Genomic DNA, 19,709 nt, shown 5'->3' with positions numbered 1-19,709 from the left:
GATCAGGCGGCGGGGACGGTAGTGGGGGAGGGCTCCGGGGGTGCGGCGTACCGGTTGGCGGGGCGTGCCAGCCCCAGCAGGCCGCGGAGCGAGGAAGCCTCGTAGACCCGGCGGAAGACCCCGCGCCGCTGGAGCTCCGGGACCAGGCCGCGGGTGATCGCCGGCAGGTCGTGGGCGAGCACCCCCGGCCGCAGCCGGAAGCCGGTCAGCCCGGCCCCCCGCCACTCCAGCAGCAGGTCGGTGAGGTCCGCCGGGGTCCCCGCGAAGACGCGGGCGTCGCTCGTGTACGCGGCCCCGTGCGCGGCGTCCAGCCGCTGGAGCCGCCGCTCCGCCGTGGCCTGCTGCTCGTCGAGGAAGACGGTCAGCTCGCCGAACAGGTGCGGGATGCCGGGGAGCGCGGAGACGGCGGAGCGGACCTCGGCGGCATCGCGGGCGGTCACGTAGCCGATGTCGGCCGACCGGGCCAGGAAGGGGTACACGGCGGCGTCCGAGGCCAGCGCGCTGACCGGCGGCAGACCCTGGGGCGGCCGCGGGGTGATGGACGGGCCCTTCACGCTGAAGCGGGGCCCCTCGAAGTCGATGTAGTGCAGCTTGGAGCGGTCGATGAACCGGCCGGTGGCCACGTCGCGGATCTCGGCGTCGTCCTCCCAGCTGTCCCAGAGCCGGCGCACCACCTCGACGTGGTCGGCGGCCTCCGCGTACAGCCCGGCCGGGTCCAGGGGCTCCGTACGGCGCCCGAAGTGGCGTACCTCGTCCGGCCGTTCGGAGATCTGGATGCGCAGCCCGGCGCGCCCGCGGCTCACGTAGTCCAGGGTGGCGAGCGCCTTGGAGACGTGGAAGGGCTCGGTGTGCGTGGCCACCACGCTCGGCACCAGCCCGATGTACCGGCTCAGCGGCGCCACCCGGGCGGCGACGAGCACCGCGTCGAGCCGGCCCCGCACCAGGTCGGTGCGACCGTCGGGCCCGGCCGGATCGGTGGACTGCAGGCTCAGCGAGTCCTCGAAGGTGACGAAGTCCAGCAGCCCCGCCTCGGCCTCGGCGACGAGCGCGGCCCAGTAACCGGCGGTGAACAGCAGGCCGGGCTCCGCCCCCGGTTCGCGCCAGGCGGCGGGATGCCAGCCGGCACCGTCGAGGGCGACGGCGAGGCGGAGCGCGGGGGAGGGAGAGAGGGAAGGGGAGGGAGAAGGGTGCGCGGGCATGGTGGAACGGCCTCCTGATCGGGCGGCGCGGCGAAGGGCGGAACGATCGCGGAACGGATCGCGGAACGCGGAGCGCTGATCAGGAACGACAGAGGGAGCCGGCGACGCGCAGGAGGTCGATGTGCGCGCGGGAGTGCAGCCGCACGGTGCGGCGCGGGGTACGGGCCTCACCAGCGGTGCGTACGGTTCGTACGGTCATGCCGGGCCACCCCCTTCACCTCGTGCTCCGGTCTCCCTCCCGACGCTAGGTCAGGAGGGACCGGGCCACAACGGATGGAGTGTCAATCCGTGTTAAGCCTTCGTGTCGGGCGTGCGAAGCCCGACGAAGAACGGCTCGCGGCGCAGGGTGAACCCCATCGAGAGGTAGAGCCCCACCGCCGCGGTGTTCTCCGCCGCGGCGTGCAGGAAGGGGGTGTCCCCGCGCTCCTCCACGGCGGCCGCGACCGCGCGGATCAGCCGCCCGGCGAGCCCCTCGCCCCGGTGACCGGGGTGCGTGCAGACGGCGCTGATCTCCGACCAGCCCGGCGGCCGCATCCGCTCGCCCGCCATCGCGACGAGCCGGCCGCCGCGGCGGATCCCGAGGTACGTGCCCAGCTCGACGGTGCGCTCCCCGAACGGGCCGGGCCGGGTCAGCGCGACCAGCTCCAGCATCTCCGGCACATCGGCGGGCCCCAGCAGGACCGCCTCCGGCTCCTCCTTGCCGCGGACCGCGCTGCCGTCCAGCTGCACGCCCGGTATCGACATCAGGGTCTCCCAGCCCGCGGGCGGGGTCGGCGACAGCCCGGTCACCCAGACCTCCTGACCGGGACCGGCGAGCGCGGCCAGATCGGCCCAGGCCCGCGGATCCTCCGGGTCGGCGAGCGCGGCGAAGGGCGATACGCCCGCCGGGTACCGGGCGGCGAGGCCGGCGGGACCGGTCTCGGCGAAGCCCCGGTGCGGGCCGCCCAGCGCGGCCCAGACGGGATTGTCGAGGACTGCGCCGGGCCGGGACTCGCGGGACATGGCGGGAGCTTCCTTCCATCGGGCACGGGCCACGGGCCCGGGCTGCGGGCACGTACATGCTTGCGCGCGGTCTTGACGGCCCCTGGCGGTGCCATGAGACTGCGAACGCCAGCCTAATGGGGGTCGCGGACAGGAAGGGGGGCCCGGTGGACCAGCTCACCGCTCCCTCCGCCGCCACCACCCCGCTGCGCCGCTCCTGGCTCACCCGCCGGCTGCACATAGATCTCCTCCGCGTCTGCAGTGCCACGGCCCCGGCCCTCTGAGGCCCCGCCGCCGAGCACGCGCGTACGCACGCACACAGACCGAGGAGAGCCATGCCCCAGACCCATGTCCAGACGCCTGCCGAAAGCCGCGTCCAGGCCCCCGTCCAGAGGCCCGCCGCGACTCCGGCCCCCGCCCCGGCCCCCGCCCGGCCCCGTCCGCCCCAGGCCCTCCGGGGCCGGATCGGGACCGGCTTCTCGCCGGAGCCGCACCGGTACCGGCTCTACGTCGCCGCCGACGACTGTCCCGGCTGCCTCGGCGTCACCGCCGCCTTCGCCGACCTGGGCCTGCGGGACACCGTGGCCCTGACCGTCCTGCGGCCCGGCGCCGACCCCGCCGGGCACGACGCGCTCCGCCGCGCCTACGAGGCCACCGGGCACGACCACGACGGCACGCTCACGGTCCCCGCCCTCTGCGACGGCTGGAGCGGCCGGGTGGTCTCCAACCACGCTCCGGACATCCTGGAAGACCTGCGCAGGCTGAGCGTGCACCCGGCCTTCCGCCAGGCCCCGTAGGCCCCCTCGTAGACCCCGGGAAAAGCCCTTTCGGACCGTTCGTACGGCCTCCGCGCAACGAATCGCCGCCTCCTCCCGTCAATGCGCAACGAATCGATGCGCGGAGCGCAACGGTCACGCCTTGTCCCGGTCGAACGCGCGAACGTACCGTCTAAGGACCCCCACCCCTCCTGCCACAGAGGTACGCCCATGCCCCCGCTGCGCACCGCCCTCCTCCAGAGTTCCGGACGGCTCGGCGACACCGCCGACAACCTGAAGGCGCTTGAAGAGGCCGCGGCCCGCGCCGCACAGGCGGGGGCCGGGCTCCTCGTGACCTCGGAGATGTTCCTGACCGGCTACGCGCTGGAGATCGAGGACATCGCCCGGCTCGCCGAACCGGCCGACGGCATGTCCGCCCGCGCCATCGGCGAGATCGCCCGCCGCCACGGGGTGGCCGTGCTCTACGGCTACCCGGAGCGGGACGGCGACGCCGTCTTCAACGCGGCGCAGCTCCTCGGCCCCGACGGGGAGCGGCTCGCGAACTACCGCAAGACCCACCTCTTCGGCTGCTTCGAGCAGGCGGCCTTCACCCCCGGCGACACCCCGGTGGTCCAGGCGGACCTCGGCGGCCTCCGCATCGGCATCATGATCTGCTATGACGTGGAGTTCCCGGAGAACGTCCGGGCGCACGCGCTCGCCGGCACCGACCTCCTCCTGGTGCCGACCGCGCAGATGCACCCGTTCCAGTTCGTCGCCGAGCAGCTGGTCCCCGTACGGGCCTTCGAGAACCAGATGTACATCGCGTACGTCAACCGCACCGGCCCGGAAGGCGAGTTCGAGTTCGTCGGCCTCAGCTGCCTGGCGAGCCCCGACGGGACCACCCGGACCAGGGCGGGCCGCGGCGAGGAGCTGGTGTTCGGCGAGGCCGACCCCGAGCTGCTGCGCGTCTCGCGCGAGACCAACCCGTACCTGCGCGACCGGCGCCCCGGGCTGTACGCCTCGCTCGTCTGACCGCGCGCGGCCCCGCCCGCCGCCGTACCCCCTGCCTGCCCTTCCCCCCTGCCCCACCCCGCTAGGAGTCGTACCCCATGACGTCCACGGTGCCCACCACCGCCGTCCCGCACAGCGACGGACAGCTGCCGATCACGATGTTCGGCCCGGACTTCCCCTACGCGTACGACGACTTCCTCGCGCACCCGGCGGGCCTCGGCCAGATACCGGCGACCGAGCACGGCACCGAGGTCGCCGTCATCGGCGGCGGGCTGTCCGGCATCATCTCCGCCTACGAGCTGATGAAGATGGGCCTCAAGCCCGTCGTCTACGAGGCCGACCAGATCGGCGGCCGGCTGCGGACCGTCGGCTTCGAGGGCGCGGGCACCGAGGAGCTGACCGCGGAGATGGGCGCCATGCGCTTCCCGCCGTCCTCCACGGCCCTCCAGCACTACATCGACCTCGTCGGCCTGGTCACCGAGCCCTTCCCGAACCCGCTCGCCGAGGCCACCCCCTCGACGGTCGTCGACCTCAAGGGCGAGACCCACTACGCCGAGACCATCGCCGACCTCCCGCAGGTCTACCGCGACGTGTCCGCCGCGTGGAACGCCTGCCTGGACGAGGGCGCCGACTTCTCCGACATGAACACCGCGATGCGCGAGCGGGACGTCCCGCGCATCCGGGAGATCTGGGCGAAGCTCGTCGAGAAGCTCGACGACGAGACCTTCTACGGGTTCCTCTGCAAGTCCGAGGCCTTCAAGTCCTTCCGCAAGCGCGAGATCTTCGGCCAGGTCGGCTTCGGCACGGGCGGCTGGGACACCGACTTCCCGAACTCCATCCTGGAGATCCTGCGCGTCGTCTACACCGAGGCCGACGACCACCACCGCGGCATCGTGGGCGGCTCGCAGCAGCTCCCGCTGCGCATGTGGGACCGCGAGCCCGAGAAGATCGTGCACTGGGCGCAGGGCACCTCCCTCTCCTCCCTGCACGGGGGCACCCCGCGTCCGGCGGTCACCCGCCTGCACCGCACGGCGGGCAACCGCATCACGGTGACGGACGCCTCGGGCGACATCCGCACGTACCGCGCCGCGATCTTCACGGCCCAGTCCTGGATGCTGCTCTCGAAGATCGCGTGCGACGACACGCTCTTCCCGATCGACCACTGGACGGCGATCGAGCGCACCCACTACATGGAGTCCAGCAAGCTCTTCATCCCGGTCGACCGCCCCTTCTGGCTGGACAAGGACGAGGAGACGGGCCGCGACGTCATGTCGATGACCCTGACCGACCGCATGACCCGCGGCACGTACCTCCTCGACAACGGCCCCGACAAGCCGGCCGTCATCTGCCTGTCCTACACCTGGTGCGACGACAGCCTGAAGTGGCTGCCGCTGTCCGCGAACGAGCGGATGGAGGTCATGCTGAAGTCCCTCGGCGAGATCTACCCGAAGGTCGACATCCGGCGCCACATCATCGGCAACCCGGTGACCGTGTCCTGGGAGAACGAGCCCTACTTCATGGGCGCGTTCAAGGCCAACCTGCCGGGCCACTACCGCTACCAGCGCCGCCTGTTCACCCACTTCATGCAGGACCGCCTCCCCGAGGACAAGCGCGGCATCTTCCTCGCGGGCGACGACATCTCCTGGACGGCGGGCTGGGCGGAGGGCGCGGTCCAGACGGCGCTGAACGCGGTCTGGGGCGTCATGCACCACCTCGGCGGCTCCACGGACTCCACCAACCCCGGCCCGGGCGACGTCTACGACGAGATAGCCCCGGTCGAACTCCCGGAGGACTGACCCCTCCCGGCCCCCGACACGGGCCGCCCCCGCGCGCGCGAGCGCGGGGGCGGCCCGTCCTCATGCCCGGGGCGGGTACGGCCGCTCCCACTCCGCGTCGCCGCGCCATACGGCCCGCCAGCGCGCGGCGCAGGCGATCCGGAGGTGGGGGTCGTCGACCGTCTCCGGGGCGGAAGGGCCCCGCTCCACCCCGCAGTGCGCGCACAGCGCGTACACGCGGTGGCCGTCGCTCCAGCTCAGGACGGAACGGTCGGCCCCGCACACCGCGCACCCCGCACCCGCGTACTCCCGGGCCCGCAGGATCCGGGGCATCACCTCGGCCAGCGGGCCCAGCGGATGGAACTCCAGGTTCGGACACGAGACCCAGGGCCGTGGTTCGGGCGGCTTCGGCAGGCGCACCCCGGCCCGCTTCTGGATCCGCCGGGCCTCCTGCCAGGCCAGGATGCCCGGTACCCACACCTCCCGGGCGGCCTGGAGCTCCTCCACCGCCCGCACCAGCGAGTCGGGGTCCCGGGCCGGGTCGCGGGGGATGCCCGCGCTGCCCCGCAGGTGGTGGAAGGTCGCGCGGAGCCCGTACGGGGCGAACTCGGTCAGGCAGGTGCGCAGGGCCGACATCCGCCGGTGGACGGGCAGCGCGGCATCGTGCACGCGGAGCCGGTGCGTGGCGAAGCTGGTCATGCGGTCGAGCCTAGTGCTGGGTCCCGCTCACGGGTGGGCGCGGCAGAACGTGCGGACGGCCTGGTTGAACGGCTCCGGAGCCTCCAGGTTGCTGACGTGCCCCGCGCCGGGGAGCACCACGAGCTCGGCGTGCGCGATCGCGTCCTCGAAGGCACGGGCGACGCTCAAGGGCGAGCGGGCGTCGAGCTCGCCCCAGAGGAGCAGGGTCGGCACGGTGATCGCGGGCAGCAGGTCGCGCTGGTCTGCCTCGGCCATCATGAACAGCTCCGCCCCCATGGTCTCCGGCCGCACGTCGCGGGCCATGGCGTCGAGCAACGGCACGAACGCGGCGGGAGGCCCGCCCGCGAACAGCCCGGGCAGGGTCGGATCGAACTGCTCCCGAGGCGCCGCGAGCATCCGCCCGGCCCCCTCGACGCGGGCCGCCACCTCCTCCGGCGGCAGCGAGCCCTTCCACCCGGCGTAGGTGTCGGCCAGGATCAGCGTCCTGACCAGCTCCGGACGGTGGCGGTACAGCTCCAGTACGAGCGTCCCGCCCCAGGAGAGCCCGGCGACGTGGGCCGGGCCGAGCCGCAGTGCCTCGATCACGGCGGCGAGGCAGTGCGCGAAGTCCGCCAGGCCGAAGCCGGCCGGCAGGTCGGAGGACTGCCCGGCGCCCGGCTCGTCCCAGGCCACCACGGTGAACTCGTCTTCCAGGTCGGCGAGTTGCGGCTGCCACATGCGGCCGTCCACGCCCGCTCCGTGCACGAGGACCAGGGGCGGGCCCTGCCCCGCGCGTGCGTAGGCGACCTCGACCCCGCCGACCCGCACCGTTGCCATGCCACCAGGCTAGGCCGTCTCTTCGGAGCCGGCCCGTCGGCCTCAGCCCGTGGGCGTCAGCAGGCAGCGGCCCACCAGGCCGACGCCCGCGTCGAGGGACTCGGTGAACTCCTCCGCGAGGTCGGGGGAGCGGCGCAGCGACCACAGCAGGCGCGCCGAGGCCCAGGCGCCCGCGCGGGCCCGCTCCAGGCTCCAGGCGCCGAGCAGATGGGTGAGCGGGTCCGCGATCTCCAGCAGGTCCGGGCCCGGCATCAGGTCCTCCCGGATGTGCTCCTCCAGGGAGACCAGGGTGTCGCCGACCCGGTCGAAGTCCGCTTCGAGCGCGGCCGGTTCGCAGCCGAGCGAGCGGCAGGTGGCCACGACCGCCAGCGCCAGGTCGTGGCCGATGTGCGCGTTGATCCCGGCCAGGGCGTGCTGGAGCGGCCGGATCCCGGGGTGGCGGCGGTACTGCAGCAGCGGCCGCCAGCACGCGGGGGCCCGGTCGGCCTCGACCGCCGTCAGGTAGCGCTCGGCGAAGCGGACGCTGAGCGCCTCCGCCCGGCGGGGCGAGGGGAACGCGCCGTGCGCGATCCCCTCGTGCAGGGTCTGCGTCACCGTGAGGTACACCCGGTTGAAGACGGCGACGCCGTCCCGCTCGGGGAGCCGCTCGTCCAGGGCGCGCATCCGCGCCAGCACCGCTTCCATGGGGACCATGGGAGGCAGCGTCGCAGCCGCGGGCCGGGATCAGGGGAACTTGGCCGTACGCTTCCCCGGTTCGGGCGAAACTCCGTCAACCCCGCTTGTCACCGGCCGGGGCCCCAGGCCCGTCCGGGTCGTCGTACGCCGAGGTTCCCGAGTCCAGCAGCGGTTCCTGCTGCTTCATGTGGGCCGGGGCGAAGTACCGCAGGGCGTGGTAGCCGGTGATCACGACGATGGTGCCGAGCGCGATGCCGCCGAGCTCGAAGCTGTCGCTGATGTGCAGCTCGACCCCGCCGACGCCGATGATGATGCCCGCCGCGGCCGGCACCAGGTTCAGCGGATTGCGCAGGTCCACCCGGCCGTTGATCCAGATCTGGGCGCCGAGCAGGCCGATCATGCCGTACAGGATCACGGTGATCCCGCCCAGCACCCCGCCGGGGATCGCGGCCACGACCGCACCGAACTTCGGGCACAGGCCGAAGAGGAGGGCGAAGCCGGCCGCCGCCCAGTAGGCCGCCGTGGAGTAGACGCGGGTGGCGGCCATCACGCCGATGTTCTCGGAGTAGGTGGTGTTCGGCGGGCCGCCCACGGCCGTGGACAGCATGGAGGCGGCGCCGTCGGCGGCGATGGCCGTGCCGAGCTTGTCGTCGAGCGGATCGCCGGTCATCTCGCCGACGGCCTTGATGTGCCCGGCGTTCTCCGCGATCAGCGCGATGACCACCGGCAGCGCGATCAGGATCGCCGACCACTCGAAGGCGGGCGCGTGGAAGGTCGGCAGTCCGATCCAGTCGGCCTTGCCGACCCCCGACAGGTCGAGCCTCCAGTGGTCCACGGCCTCGGGACCGCCCACCGTCGAGTGGATCTTGCCGAAGACGAGGTCGAAGACCCAGGAGATGCCGTACCCGAAGATCAGGCCGAGGAAGATCGCGATCCGCGACCAGAACCCGCGCAGGCAGACCACGGCCAGCCCGGTGAACAGCATCGTCAGCAGGGCCGTCCACTGGTCCTGCGGCCAGTACGTGGAGGCCGTCACGGGCGCCAGGTTGAAGCCGATCAGCATCACGACCGCGCCCGTCACCACCGGCGGCATCGCCGCGTGGATGATCCGGGCCCCGAACCGCTGGACGGCCAGTCCCGCGAGGAACAGCGCCGCGCCGACCACGAAGACGGCGCCCGTGACGACCGCGCTGTCCCCGCCGCCCGCCCGGATCGCCGCCGCGACCCCGACGAAGGAGAGCGAGCAGCCCAGGTAGGAGGGGACCCGGCCGCGGGTCGCCAGCAGGAAGATGACGGTGGCGACACCGGACATCATGATGGCGAGGTTCGGGTCCAGGCCCATGAGGACCGGAGCCACGAAGCTGGCCCCGAACATCGCCACGACGTGCTGGGCGCCCAGCCCGGCGGTCCGCGGCCACGACAGCCGCTCGTCCGGCCGCACCACTGCGCCGGGGGCGGGGGTCCGCCCGTCACCGTGCAGGGTCCAGCGCACGCCGAGGCCCATGTTCCACCGCTTTTCGTTCGTTCTCTGATGTTCGCCGGGAGCGTGGTCACGCTACGAGGCCGCAGGTGACCAGGCGACATATTACGGCCGGATAGGTGCAGGTTCGTCCCGGTTGGCGGGCGAGGGCACGGCCGCCACCGGCTTCTGCCGCAGTACGGTCGCCCCCGCGATCAGCGCGAACGACAGCAGCGTGACCAGCCCGAACGACACCACCAGCGAGGTCGCGTCGGCCACCGCGCCGATCGCCGACGGGGCGATCAGCCCCGAGGTGTACGTGATCGTCGCGACACCGGCGATGGCCTGCGCCGGGGCCGGCCCGCTGCGCGCGGCCGCCGCGAAGGCCAGCGGGACCACCACCGCGATGCCGAGTCCGATCAGCCCGAAGCCGGTGAGGGCGGCGGCCGGATGGTGCACGGTGACCACGAGGAGCCCGCCCGCGGTGGCCAGCACGCCGCCCACGCGGACGGTGCGTACGGCCCCGAACCGGTCCACGACCTTGTCCCCGGCCAGCCGGGCGAGGGCCATCGTCAGCGCGAAGGCGGTGGTCGAGGCGGCGGCCAGACCGGCGTCCGTGCCCAGCACGTCCCGCAGGTACACCGCGGACCAGTCCAGGCTCGCACCCTCCGCGAAGACCGCGCAGAAGCCGATCGCGCCGATGAACAGCGCGGACTTCGGCGGCAGCGCGAAGTGCGGCGGAGCCTCCTCCCCGCCGGTGTCGGTCCGCAGGTCCAGGACGCCCCGTACGGCGACCAGCCCGGCCAGCGTCAGGGCGAGCGCGGCGACCAGGTGGTGCAGGCGGGCATCGGCACCGGCGTGCGCGGCGACCGTACCGGCGGCGGAGCCGATCAGGGCGCCCACGCTCCACATGCCGTGCAGCGAGGACATGATCGAGCGCCCGAGCCGGTTCTCGGTCTCCACGCCCAGCGCGTTCATCGCCACGTCCGACATGCCGGCGGTGGCCCCGTAGACGAAGAGGACGAAGCAGAGCGTCCACAGGTTCGGCGCGAGGCTCGGCAGGATCAGGGCGAGGGTCCACAGGGCCAGCAGCACCCGCAGGGCGGTGCGCGCGCCCAGCCGGTGGTTGATCCGCCCGGCCAGCGGCATCGTCAGTGCGGCGCCGATGGCGGGGAAGGCGAGGGCCAGACCCAGGGTGCCCGCGCTGAGCTGCGCGTGGTCCTGGATCCAGGGGATGCGGGTCGCGAAGGAGCCGGTGACCGCGCCGTGTGCGCAGAAGACGCCGGCGATGGCGAAGCGGGCATGGCGCAGTCGCGCCGGGCTGAGGTCGGTTTCCCCGGTCATGCTCCGTAAACTATCAGGGACCCTGCCTGATAGTTAGCCCCCGGAACTCCTAGGATGGGCGACGTGACTCTTGCCAAGGCCCTGACCGCCACCACCCGCGCCACCGCCCGCGCCGCGTCGGCGACCCCGTCCCCCGCCTCGCCGAGCACGGCCAGGGCCATCAACGACCGGCTCGCCCTCGAACTCCTCCAGGAGGAGGGCCCCCTGACGGCGCCCCAGCTCAAGGGGCTCACCGGGCTGTCCCGCCCCTCCGTCGCCGACCTGGTCGAACGGCTCACCGGGGCCGGGCTGATCGAGGTCGTCGGGGAATCGGGCGAACAGCGGCGCGGACCCAACGCCAAGCTCTACGGGATCGTCGCGCGGCGGGCCTACCTCGCCGCCCTCGACGTCCGCACGGACAGCGCCACGGCAGTCGTCGCCGACCTCCTCGGGCGGCCGCTGGCCCAGGCGGCCCTGCCGGTGGACGCCGTGGAGGAAGCGGTGGACCGGCTGGAGGAACTCGCCTCGGAGGCGGGCGCCGACCGGCTCCACACGGTGGTGATCGGAGCGCCCGGACTGGTGGCCCCGGGCAGCGGAGAGCTCCGCGACACCGCGGGACTGCCTGCCTGGCACCGGGCCCTGGTGGCGGCGGTGCAGCGGAGGCTGCCGGCGGTGGTCGTGGTGGAGAACGAGACCAACCTCGCGGCCCTGGCCGAACAGCGGGTAGGAGCCGCCCGCGACCTGGACTCCTTCGTGCTGCTGTGGCTCGGCGAGGGGGTCGGCGCCGCCGTGGTCCTGGACGGGCAGCTGCGCCGGGGCGCCTCCGGCGGAGCGGGCGAGATCGGTTTCCTCCCGGTGCCCGGGACGGGCGGCCTCCCCTCGGCCACGAACTGCGACGGCGGTTTCCATGAGCTGGCCGGGCGGGGCGGGGTGGCCGCGCTCGCGGCGGCCCACGGCTACCGCGGGCCGGTCGAGGAGGCCGTCGCGGGCGCGGCCGGACCGGCCTTCCTCGACGCCCTGGCCGAGCGGCTCGCCCTCGGGGCCGCGGCCGTCGCGGCGATCCTGGACCCCGGCTGCGTCGTGCTCGGCGGGGAACTCGGCCGCGCGGGCGGACCCGCCCTGGCGGACAGGGTCGCCCGCCGCCTGACCACCCTGACCCCGGTCCCGACCGAGGTCCGCGCCGGCGCCCTCGGCGATCCGGCGGTGCTCACGGGGGCGCGGCTGGCCGCCCGCGAGTCGGCGCAGGCCGCCCTCTTCACGGCCTGAGGCCCGGCCCTGCCCGAGCCGGCCGGCCGATCGTCCTCAGCCGGCCCCGCGGGCGGCCAGGTACTGCGCGAAGGTCTTCTTCCCCACCGCGTGCGCGGGCGCCAGGTTGCCGCCGCGGACGAACCCGGCGTACGCCCTGCCGGCCAGCGGGAGCGGCACCACGCGCCGGCGGATGCCCCGGGCGGCCAGGTACGCGCGGCCCAGGTCCGTCAGGGTGTGGGTCTCGGGGCCGCCCATGTCCGGGCCCCGGCCCGCCGGTTCGGGGACCGCCAGCTCCGCGAGCCGGTCGGCGACCTCGTCCGCCGCGATCGGCTGCACCCGGACCCCCTTCGGCAGCAGGACCACCGGCAGCTTCGCCGCCGTGCCGGAGACCCGGGCCACCAGATCGTGGAACTGCGTGGTCCGCAGGATCGTGACGCCGAGCCCGGAGGACTCCAGCAGCCGTTCCACCGCCAGCTTGCTCCGGTAGTAGCCGAGGGGGACCTCGTCCACTCCCACGATCGAGATGTAGACGATGTTCCGGACCGTCCCGGCCCGCCGGGCCGCCTCGATCAGGTGCCCGGCGGCCACCTCGTCGCCGCCGCGCGTCGCGGTCGCGCAGTGCACGACCACCTCGGCTCCCGCCATCGCCGCGTCGAGTCCGGTGCCGTCCATCAGGTCCACCCGGTGGACGGGCGCGTGCCGGCTCAGCACGCGGACGTCCTCGTGCCCCGCCTCCCGCAGCCGGGCGACGAGCAGCGCCCCCAGGTTCCCCGTGCCTCCCGTGACCAGGATGCCGCCCATGGCTCTCCGCTCCCTTCCCCGTCCGGCGCGCTCCCGTGCGAGCCCGCAACCTGGGACCGTACAGCCCTGCGAACCGGGGGAGTCGGGGGACTCCGCGAGATCCCGGGCCGGCCCGGGGAACGCGAGGACCCGGTGGCCGCCGGGCCACCGGGTCCTCACCTCTCTTCACCTACGCGGTCACCCCGGGGGTGTCAGCAGGCGCCCTGGTCCTTCCAGACGCCCCACTCGCCGGTGGTGCCGGGAGTCTCGTTCTGCGTCCACCACTGGGCCTTCCAGTTGCGGCCCTGGTGCGAGACGACGTTGCCGCTGTTGTAGACCGTGCCCGCCACGTACGCCGGGTTGGTGCACGTGCCGCCCGGAGGAGTCGTGGGCGGAGTGGTGGGCGGGGTGGTCGGGGGAGTCGTCGGCGGGGTGGTGGGCGGCGTGGTCGGCGGGGTGGTGGTGCCGCCCGGCTGGACCACGGTGATGCCGCGCGCCAGGTCGCCGGCGAGGGCGTAGGTCGTGCCGGAGATGTTCACCGTCCAGTTGGAGGGCGTGGACACCGGCAGGTAGTAGTTGAAGGCCAGGTCGACCGAGGCGCCCGGGGCGAGCGTCTGCCACGCCGGGAGCTTCAGCGAGACCCGGTGGAAGTCGCCCTTCAGACCGCCGACGTTGCTGCCGGTGTGGTCGCTCTTGATCACCTTGGTGCCGAAGCCCGACTGGTCGGAGGCGTTGGCGGGAGCGGCGGTGGAGTAGTCGAACTGGAACTCCGTGCCGCCCGGCAGGGTCGCCGTGGTGTTGTTGGTGATCTTGAGCTTCGGGGTGATCGGGTAGTTGGAGTCGCCGAGCTTGAACTCGGTGAACTCCGTCTTGATGTCCACGGCCTGCGTCGGCAGGGCGGTGTTGGACTTCTTGGCGCCGTACGGGGAAGCGGCCTTGAACTTGTCGTACATCAGCGAGGTGAGCGTGTCGCCCATCTCGTACTGGCCCTTGGCGGCGTTCCAGCTGTAGTCGCCCGCCATCTCCCAGACCATCGTGCCGCCGATGCCGCGGTCGATCACGTAGTCGGCCTTGGCCGCCACCGACTGCTCGTCCTCCGTGGAGAGGAAGACCTTCTTCTGCGCGTTCCACAGCCACGGCGCGACCAGGGTCGAGTCGTACTTGCGGGCGTAGGTGCCGGTCAGCGTGGTGTTCGCCGGGAAGCCGTACTTGGTGACGTAGTCGCCGACGATCCCCTTCTCGAGGTTCTTGGCGTGCCACATCGGGTTGGAACCGGCCGGCGACTCGACGCCGTTGGTGTCCTTGTCGTGCCACAGGTTGTCGATGCCGGTCGCGCCGTCACCGCACTTGGTCAGGCCCGCGCCGGCCGGGCAGGTGGTCGCGGAGGCCTTGCCCCACAGACCGTCGGTGCCGCCCTGGACGTTCTTGTGACCGCGGGTGTAGTACGGCAGGCCGATGTTGATGCGGCCGGCCGGCATGGAGCCGCGGAAGTAGTGGTAGGCCCAGTCGGTGTTGAGGTAGCCGACGCCGCCGTACTGCTGGCTGCCGTAGACGCCCGCGGCGGCGAGCTCGCCGTCCTTGCCGTCGTCGAACAGCGAGGCGTTGGGGCCGACGTACTCGTTCCAGGCGCCGTGCAGGTCGTAGGACATGATGTTGACGTAGTCCAGATACTTCTGCATCTGGAAGGTCTCCATGCCGCGCAGCAGGTAGCCGGAGGAGGGGGCGGCGACGGTCAGCAGGTAGTGCTTGCCGTCGGTGGCGCCGGCCCGGTCCAGCTTCTCGCGCAGGCTCTTCATCAGGGCGTCGTAGCCCTTGACCAGACCGGCGCGGCGGGCGTTGGCCAGCTGCCAGTCCAGCGGGTTGCCCGCGTCCTTCATGGTGGTCGGGTACTCGTAGTCGATGTCGACGCCGTTGAACCCGTACTTGCGGATGAACTCGACCGAGGAGTCCGCGAAGGTGTCGATGCCGGCCTGGTTGACCGAGCCGTCGGCGTTGGTGGCCATCGAGTAGAAGCCGCCCGACGCGACGCGGTTGCCGTCGTCGCCGAAGTAGCCGCCGGTCTCCGCCCAGCCGCCGACCGAGATCAGCGTCTTGACGTTCGGGTACTGCTTCTTGAATTTGTTCAGCAGGTTGAAATTGCCCTTGTAAGGGAGCGCGGGGTCCATCTCGGCGCCCGCGACGCCCGGCCAGGTCATCCCGGTGGCGGAGTTGTTCACGCCGTCGGCCCCGACCGAGATCTTGTTGTCGCTGCCCACGTGGGCGAAGGCGTAGTTCAGGTGCGTGACCTTGGACCACGGGATGTTGTGGGGCAGGTAGGAGGGCGTGCCGTCCTTGCCGGTGCGCCAGCCGGTGAAGTAGCCGATGACGCGGCGCTGGTGGTCGGCGCCCATCTTCTCGCGGCCCTCGGCGTCGTAGACCGAGCAGTACGGGACGTCGACGCCCGCGGTCTTGTACAGACCGTCGGGGCGACAGGACTCGTTGTCGGCGGCGTGCGAGACGCCGGAGGAGAGGCCCGCGACCAGCAGACCGGCGATTGCGGCGCCGGACGTCAGGAGCATGGCTCTCGTCTTGGTGGGGGACAGCATTGTGCCTCCTGGGGAGGGGAGGATGGCAGGACACAACAGGCTGGAACGTGGTGCGTGTTGGCCCGTGACGTGCGCACATCTGACGGGCTGTCTCCCGGGGAAGATGAAGGGAACGTTAAGAGGACTAGACCAACCCGTCAATAGGTCTGGACCAAAGTGCGCGATCCGGCAAGAGGCGGCGCGGTTCGTTCAAGGCCCGTTCAAGGTCCCGTCAAGCCGTCGTCAAGCTCCCGTCAAGCCGTCGCCGGGCTCGCTGTCAGGTCGGCCGAACGGCGCAACGGACGCGCCCAAGATCGACCGAATGTGTGACCCAGGCCACATTGACTCACCCGCATGGCCGCCGATCACCCGTGGCACACTGGCTTCAGTACCAGTAGCAGCGCACTCCGGGGTCGGTGTAATTCCGAACCGGCGGTTATAGTCCGCGACCCGTCCGCAGCCAGCGGCCGGTTGACCAGGTGAAATTCCTGGACCGACGGTTAAAGTCCGGATGGGAGGCAGTGCGCGGCGGGCCAGTCACCGGTACGCCGCCGTCGGCGGTCCATCGGCACACCCCTCGGGGCATGCCGTCGCAACGGACCGTTCTTCCGGCCTCGGCGTCCCCGCGTGTGCTACCCGCTTCATCTGTCGTATCCCGACAGGCCCCGGAGTCCGTGCCCGATGAGGCAGGAGGACCCGGTGGCGACACACGCCGCGCACGCAAGCCCCGACGAGGGCGCCCGCGCCATGCGCCGAGCCATCGAGCTCGCCGCCCGCGGACTCGGCTCCACCAGCCCCAACCCCGTCGTCGGCTGCGTCATCACCGATGCCTCGGGCACCGTCGTCGGCGAAGGCTGGCACGAGCGGGCCGGCGGCCCGCACGCCGAGGTCCACGCCCTGAACGCCGCGGGCGGAGCGGCCCGGGGCGGCACCGCCTACGTCACCCTCGAACCCTGCAACCACACCGGCCGTACGGGGCCCTGCGCGCAGGCCCTGATCGCCGCCGGGATCGCCCGCGTGGTCTACGCCGTCTCCGACCCGAACCCGCAGGCCAGCGGCGGGGGAGCCACCCTGCGCGCCGCCGGGATCGACACCGCGGCCGGTCTCCTCGCCGAGGAGGCCGCGGCGGGCAACGCCGCCTGGCTGACCTCCGTGCGCCTGGGCCGCCCGTACATCCTGTGGAAGTACGCCGCGACCCTCGACGGCCGCATCGCGGCCGCCGACGGCACCAGCCGCTGGATCAGCTCCCCCGAGTCCCGCGCCGACGTCCACCGGCTGCGCGCCGAATCCGACGCCGTGGTCGTGGGCTCCGGCACCCTGCGCGCCGACGACCCGCACCTCGCGGTGCGCGGGATCGACGGCTTCACCGCCGCCGACCAGCCCCTGCGCGTGGTCCTGGACACGCACGCCACCATCCGGCCCACCGCCCGGGTGCTGGACGAGGCTGCGCCCACCCTGATCGCGGTCGCCGAGGACGCCGACACCCGCCACCTCGCCGGAGCGGAGCTGGCCCGGCTCCCGTACGACAAGTACGGGATCTCCGTGGACGCCCTGCTGCGCGAGCTGTACGGGCGCGGCATCCGCTCCGTCCTCCTCGAGGGCGGCCCCACCCTGGCCGGCGCCTTCGTCGCCGCCGGGGCCGTGGACAAGGTCGTCGGCTACCTCGCCCCCGTCCTCCTCGGCGCGGGCCCCGCCGCCCTCGCCGACGCCGGCATCGGCACCCTCGCCGACGCGCTCCGGCTCCGCATCACCGAAACCGTCCGCATCGGCACGGACATCCGCGTCACCGCCGTCCCCGAGTCGGCCCCTTCCGCCCCCACCGCCCTCACAGCCCTCAAGGAGCACTGAGTGTTCACCGGAATCGTCGAAGAACTGGGCGAGGTCGTCGCCGTCGAGGAACTCGCCGAAGCCTCCCGCTTCCGCCTGCGCGGCCCGGTCGTCACCGAGGACGCCAAGCACGGCGACTCCATCGCCGTGAACGGCGTCTGCCTGACGGTCGTGGAGACCGGTGACGGCGAGTTCACCGCCGACGTCATGCAGGAGACCCTCAACCGCTCCAGCCTCGGCGCCCTCACCCAGGGCTCCCGGGTCAACCTGGAGCGCCCGATGGCGCTCGGCGGACGGCTCGGCGGCCACCTGGTCCAGGGGCACGTGGACGGAACCGGCGAGATCCTCGACCGGACCCCCTCCGAGCACTGGGAGATCGTCAAGGTCGCCCTCCCGGCGAACCTCTCCCGCTACGTGGTCGAGAAGGGCTCCATCACGGTCGACGGCGTCAGCCTCACCGTGGTCGAGGCCGCCGCCGACTGGTTCACCATCAGCCTCATCCCCACCACCCTCGCGCTGACCACCCTGGGCATCAAGAAGCCCGGCGACCCGGTCAACCTCGAGGTGGACGTCCTCGCCAAGTACGTGGAGCGGCTGCTGGCCGCCGGCGTCGACCCTCTGCACCCCCAGGAGACGGCCCAGTGAGCGCCCTGGCCTGGCTCAACACCGAGGCCTTCGAGGTCTTCGGCCAGACGGTCATCTGGTCCGACATGATCGGCAACCTGATCGGCCTGGGCGCCCTCGCGCTCGGCTGGCGGCGCTCCATATGGACCTGGCCCGCCCAGCTCCTCTCCGGCCTGATCCTCGTCGGCGCCTACGCCACCGCCCACCTCTCCGGCGGGGTCGGCAAGCAGCTCCTCGTCATCGGCGTGGCCGCGTGGGGCTGGCGCGCCTGGCAGCGCGGCAAGCAGGACGCCCAGGACGGCTCCATCGCCGTCCGCACCGCCACCTGGAAGGAGCGCGGCCTGCTGCTGGCCGGCGCGGCCGCCGGGACCCTGGCCGTCGGCGGACTGTTCACCCTCTACCCGAGCCTGTCGTGGAGCCCGTGGGCCGACGCCTACATCTTCGTCGGCACCATCGTCGCGATGGTCGCCCAGGCCCGCGGCCTGGTCGAGTTCTGGTTCGCCTGGCTCCTCGTCGACCTGGTCGGCGTACCCCTCGCCTTCAACAGCGGACTGGCCTTCTCCGGCCTCGTCTACGTCGTGTACTTCGCCCTCGTCGTCTGGGGCGCCTACGACTGGTACCAGCGCTCGCGCACCACCACCTCCGCCGCCCCGGCTCTGGAAGGAGCAACGGCATGACCCCGAACCCCGTCCTGAAGCCCGTGCCCGACGTCGAAGCGGAGACCTTCCGGCTCGACCCCGTCGAGCAGGCCATCCGCGACATCGCGGCCGGCCGCCCGGTGGTCGTCGTCGACGACGAGGACCGCGAGAACGAGGGCGACCTCGTCATCGCGGCCGAGATGGCCACCCCCGAGATCATCGCGTTCATGATGAGCGAGTGCCGCGGCCTGATCTGCGCCCCCATGGAGGGCGACGAGCTGGACCGGCTCGAACTCCCGCAGATGGTCCAGCACAACACCGAGTCGATGCAGACCGCCTTCACCGTCTCCGTCGACGCGAGCGGCGCCCACGGCGTCACCACCGGCATCTCGGCGGCCGACCGCGCCACCACCCTGCGGCTGCTGGCCGACGGGGTCTCGGGCCCCGCCGACTTCGTCCGCCCCGGGCACGTCTTCCCGCTGCGCGCCAAGCTCGGCGGCGTCCTGACCCGCAACGGCCACACCGAGGCCGCCGTCGACCTCGCCCGCCTCGCGGGCCTGCGCCCGGCCGGCGCCATCGTGGAGATCGCCGGCGAGGACGGGGTGATGCTGCGGCTGCCCGAGCTGATCCCCTTCGCCCGCAAGCACGGTCTGACGATCATCTCCATCGAGGACCTGATCGCCTACCGCCGCTCCGCCGAGCCGACCGTCCGCCGCGAGGCCCAGGTCAGCCTGCCGACCACGTTCGGCCACTTCACCGCGTACGGCTTCCGTTCCACCGCCGACGGCGTCGAGCACGTCGCCCTCGTCCACGGAGAGATCGGCGACGGCGAGGACGTCCTGGTCCGGATGCACTCCGAATGCCTGACCGGGGACATCTTCCAGTCGCAGCGCTGCGACTGCGGCCCCCAGCTGCACACCGCCATGGAGCGGGTCCAGGCGGCCGGCCGCGGCGTGATCGTCTACCTGCGCGGCCACGAGGGCCGCGGCATCGGACTGCTGTCCAAGCTGCGCGCCTACGAGCTCCAGGAACTCGGCCGCGACACCCTCGACGCCAACCTGGAACTGGGCCTGCCCGCCGACGCCCGCGACTACGGGGCCGGCGCGCAGATGCTCGCCGACCTCGGGGTCCACAGCGTCCGGCTGCTGACCAACAACCCCGAGAAGGCGGCGGCCCTCATCAGCCACGGGATCAAGGTTTCCGACCGGGAGCCGATGCCCATGGAGGCGGGCGAGCACAACCTGCGCTACCTGCGCACCAAGCGGGACCGGATGGGCCACGACCTGCCCTGGCTGGACGGGGCCGCGACCACGTCCGCCTGCGGCAATCAGTAAC

The 19,709-nt window shown here is 72.8% G+C and carries 18 protein-coding genes and 1 riboswitch; of the genes, 8 read left to right on the top strand and 10 right to left on the bottom strand.

Features of this window, described 5'->3' with window-relative positions; genetic code table 11:
* Positions 1–2: 2 nt before the first annotated feature.
* The 3 genes from NLX94_RS34210 to NLX94_RS34205 all read right to left on the bottom strand — a co-directional run bounded on the left by NLX94_RS34210 (position 3) and on the right by NLX94_RS34205 (position 2,201).
* Positions 3–1,199 carry an LLM class flavin-dependent oxidoreductase gene (locus NLX94_RS34210; protein ID WP_254387129.1) on the bottom strand — a complete coding sequence of 399 codons (1,197 nt, stop codon included), beginning with the start codon at positions 1,197–1,199 and terminating at the stop codon, positions 3–5.
* A gap of 79 nt (positions 1,200–1,278) precedes the next feature.
* Positions 1,279–1,398 carry a putative leader peptide gene (locus NLX94_RS39665; protein ID WP_374684059.1) on the bottom strand — a complete coding sequence of 40 codons (120 nt, stop codon included), beginning with the start codon at positions 1,396–1,398 and terminating at the stop codon, positions 1,279–1,281.
* Between the two features lie 92 nt (positions 1,399–1,490).
* Positions 1,491–2,201, bottom strand: a complete 711-nt coding sequence (locus NLX94_RS34205; protein ID WP_254387127.1) for a GNAT family N-acetyltransferase — start codon at positions 2,199–2,201, stop codon at positions 1,491–1,493.
* Positions 2,202–2,515: 314 nt separating this feature from the next.
* Between NLX94_RS34205 and NLX94_RS34200 the strand changes: the two genes are divergently transcribed.
* From NLX94_RS34200 to NLX94_RS34190, 3 genes are all read left to right on the top strand, one after another.
* Entirely contained in the window at positions 2,516–2,977 is a 462-nt protein-coding gene (locus NLX94_RS34200; protein ID WP_254387126.1) for a hypothetical protein, read from the top strand.
* Between the two features lie 189 nt (positions 2,978–3,166).
* Positions 3,167–3,967, top strand: a complete 801-nt coding sequence (locus NLX94_RS34195) for a carbon-nitrogen hydrolase family protein (protein ID WP_254387124.1) — start codon at positions 3,167–3,169, stop codon at positions 3,965–3,967.
* A gap of 77 nt (positions 3,968–4,044) precedes the next feature.
* On the top strand, positions 4,045–5,742 hold the full coding sequence (locus NLX94_RS34190; RefSeq protein WP_254387122.1) for an NAD(P)/FAD-dependent oxidoreductase: 1,698 nt from the start codon (positions 4,045–4,047) through the stop codon (positions 5,740–5,742).
* 60 nt (positions 5,743–5,802) lie between these two features.
* Here the strand turns inward: NLX94_RS34190 and NLX94_RS34185 are convergent, their stop codons facing one another.
* The 5 genes from NLX94_RS34185 to NLX94_RS34165 all read right to left on the bottom strand — a co-directional run bounded on the left by NLX94_RS34185 (position 5,803) and on the right by NLX94_RS34165 (position 10,714).
* Positions 5,803–6,420: a hypothetical protein gene (locus NLX94_RS34185; RefSeq protein ID WP_254387121.1), complete on the bottom strand. Its 618-nt coding sequence runs from the start codon at positions 6,418–6,420 to the stop codon at positions 5,803–5,805.
* A gap of 27 nt (positions 6,421–6,447) precedes the next feature.
* Complete coding sequence (locus NLX94_RS34180; protein WP_254387119.1) at positions 6,448–7,236, bottom strand: alpha/beta fold hydrolase; 789 nt, start codon at positions 7,234–7,236, stop codon at positions 6,448–6,450.
* A 42-nt stretch (positions 7,237–7,278) separates the two neighbouring features.
* Entirely contained in the window at positions 7,279–7,920 is a 642-nt protein-coding gene (locus tag NLX94_RS34175) for a DUF5995 family protein (RefSeq protein ID WP_254387218.1), read from the bottom strand.
* A gap of 85 nt (positions 7,921–8,005) precedes the next feature.
* On the bottom strand, positions 8,006–9,415 hold the full coding sequence (locus tag NLX94_RS34170) for a uracil-xanthine permease family protein (protein WP_254387118.1): 1,410 nt from the start codon (positions 9,413–9,415) through the stop codon (positions 8,006–8,008).
* An 81-nt stretch (positions 9,416–9,496) separates the two neighbouring features.
* Positions 9,497–10,714, bottom strand: coding sequence for an MFS transporter (locus NLX94_RS34165; RefSeq protein WP_254387117.1), 1,218 nt, complete (start codon positions 10,712–10,714; stop codon positions 9,497–9,499).
* Positions 10,715–10,768: 54 nt separating this feature from the next.
* Between NLX94_RS34165 and NLX94_RS34160 the strand changes: the two genes are divergently transcribed.
* Positions 10,769–11,959 (top strand): ROK family transcriptional regulator, encoded by a 1,191-nt coding sequence (locus NLX94_RS34160; RefSeq protein WP_254387116.1) that lies wholly within the window; start codon positions 10,769–10,771, stop codon positions 11,957–11,959.
* A gap of 36 nt (positions 11,960–11,995) precedes the next feature.
* Here NLX94_RS34160 and NLX94_RS34155 read toward each other — a convergent pair whose 3' ends face one another.
* Positions 11,996–12,742: an SDR family oxidoreductase gene (locus NLX94_RS34155; RefSeq protein ID WP_254387114.1), complete on the bottom strand. Its 747-nt coding sequence runs from the start codon at positions 12,740–12,742 to the stop codon at positions 11,996–11,998.
* A gap of 191 nt (positions 12,743–12,933) precedes the next feature.
* A complete protein-coding gene (locus NLX94_RS34150; RefSeq protein WP_254387113.1) occupies positions 12,934–15,306 on the bottom strand; it encodes a chitinase C-terminal domain-containing protein in 2,373 nt (790 codons plus the stop codon).
* 377 nt (positions 15,307–15,683) lie between these two features.
* Positions 15,684–15,814: riboswitch (FMN riboswitch) on the top strand.
* Between the two features lie 218 nt (positions 15,815–16,032).
* Here NLX94_RS34150 and ribD point away from each other — a divergent pair.
* The 4 genes from ribD to NLX94_RS34130 are packed head-to-tail and all read left to right on the top strand — an operon-like array spanning position 16,033 to position 19,708.
* Positions 16,033–17,133 carry a bifunctional diaminohydroxyphosphoribosylaminopyrimidine deaminase/5-amino-6-(5-phosphoribosylamino)uracil reductase RibD gene (gene ribD / locus NLX94_RS34145; RefSeq protein ID WP_254387216.1) on the top strand — a complete coding sequence of 367 codons (1,101 nt, stop codon included), beginning with the start codon at positions 16,033–16,035 and terminating at the stop codon, positions 17,131–17,133.
* Entirely contained in the window at positions 17,134–17,757 is a 624-nt protein-coding gene (locus tag NLX94_RS34140) for a riboflavin synthase (RefSeq protein ID WP_254387111.1), read from the top strand.
* Positions 17,754–18,413, top strand: coding sequence for a nicotinamide mononucleotide transporter family protein (locus NLX94_RS34135; RefSeq protein WP_254387109.1), 660 nt, complete (start codon positions 17,754–17,756; stop codon positions 18,411–18,413). Before NLX94_RS34140 ends, NLX94_RS34135 begins: the two co-directional genes overlap by 4 nt.
* On the top strand, positions 18,410–19,708 hold the full coding sequence (locus NLX94_RS34130; RefSeq protein WP_254387108.1) for a bifunctional 3,4-dihydroxy-2-butanone-4-phosphate synthase/GTP cyclohydrolase II: 1,299 nt from the start codon (positions 18,410–18,412) through the stop codon (positions 19,706–19,708). Before NLX94_RS34135 ends, NLX94_RS34130 begins: the two co-directional genes overlap by 4 nt.
* Position 19,709: the final 1 nt, after the last annotated feature.

This window comes from Streptomyces sp. TBY4 (assembly GCF_024213195.1).
GTDB lineage: Bacteria > Actinomycetota > Actinomycetes > Streptomycetales > Streptomycetaceae > Streptomyces.
This window is presented reverse-complemented; position numbering and strand designations above follow the sequence as displayed.

What these genes read in the sequence shown, in the direction of transcription:
- NLX94_RS34210 (WP_254387129.1), bottom strand. Translation starts at nt 1,199, where the DNA reads ATGCCCGCGCACCCTTCTCCCTCCCCTTCCCTCTCTCCCTCCCCCGCG.
- NLX94_RS39665 (WP_374684059.1), bottom strand. Translation starts at nt 1,398, where the DNA reads ATGACCGTACGAACCGTACGCACCGCTGGTGAGGCCCGTACCCCGCGC.
- NLX94_RS34205 (WP_254387127.1), bottom strand. Translation starts at nt 2,201, where the DNA reads ATGTCCCGCGAGTCCCGGCCCGGCGCAGTCCTCGACAATCCCGTCTGG.
- NLX94_RS34200 (WP_254387126.1), top strand. Translation starts at nt 2,516, where the DNA reads ATGCCCCAGACCCATGTCCAGACGCCTGCCGAAAGCCGCGTCCAGGCC.
- NLX94_RS34195 (WP_254387124.1), top strand. Translation starts at nt 3,167, where the DNA reads ATGCCCCCGCTGCGCACCGCCCTCCTCCAGAGTTCCGGACGGCTCGGC.
- NLX94_RS34190 (WP_254387122.1), top strand. Translation starts at nt 4,045, where the DNA reads ATGACGTCCACGGTGCCCACCACCGCCGTCCCGCACAGCGACGGACAG.
- NLX94_RS34185 (WP_254387121.1), bottom strand. Translation starts at nt 6,420, where the DNA reads ATGACCAGCTTCGCCACGCACCGGCTCCGCGTGCACGATGCCGCGCTG.
- NLX94_RS34180 (WP_254387119.1), bottom strand. Translation starts at nt 7,236, where the DNA reads ATGGCAACGGTGCGGGTCGGCGGGGTCGAGGTCGCCTACGCACGCGCG.
- NLX94_RS34175 (WP_254387218.1), bottom strand. Translation starts at nt 7,920, where the DNA reads ATGGAAGCGGTGCTGGCGCGGATGCGCGCCCTGGACGAGCGGCTCCCC.
- NLX94_RS34170 (WP_254387118.1), bottom strand. Translation starts at nt 9,415, where the DNA reads ATGGGCCTCGGCGTGCGCTGGACCCTGCACGGTGACGGGCGGACCCCC.
- NLX94_RS34165 (WP_254387117.1), bottom strand. Translation starts at nt 10,714, where the DNA reads ATGACCGGGGAAACCGACCTCAGCCCGGCGCGACTGCGCCATGCCCGC.
- NLX94_RS34160 (WP_254387116.1), top strand. Translation starts at nt 10,769, where the DNA reads ATGGGCGACGTGACTCTTGCCAAGGCCCTGACCGCCACCACCCGCGCC.
- NLX94_RS34155 (WP_254387114.1), bottom strand. Translation starts at nt 12,742, where the DNA reads ATGGGCGGCATCCTGGTCACGGGAGGCACGGGGAACCTGGGGGCGCTG.
- NLX94_RS34150 (WP_254387113.1), bottom strand. Translation starts at nt 15,306, where the DNA reads ATGCTGTCCCCCACCAAGACGAGAGCCATGCTCCTGACGTCCGGCGCC.
- ribD (WP_254387216.1), top strand. Translation starts at nt 16,033, where the DNA reads ATGCGCCGAGCCATCGAGCTCGCCGCCCGCGGACTCGGCTCCACCAGC.
- NLX94_RS34130 (WP_254387108.1), top strand. Translation starts at nt 18,410, where the DNA reads ATGACCCCGAACCCCGTCCTGAAGCCCGTGCCCGACGTCGAAGCGGAG.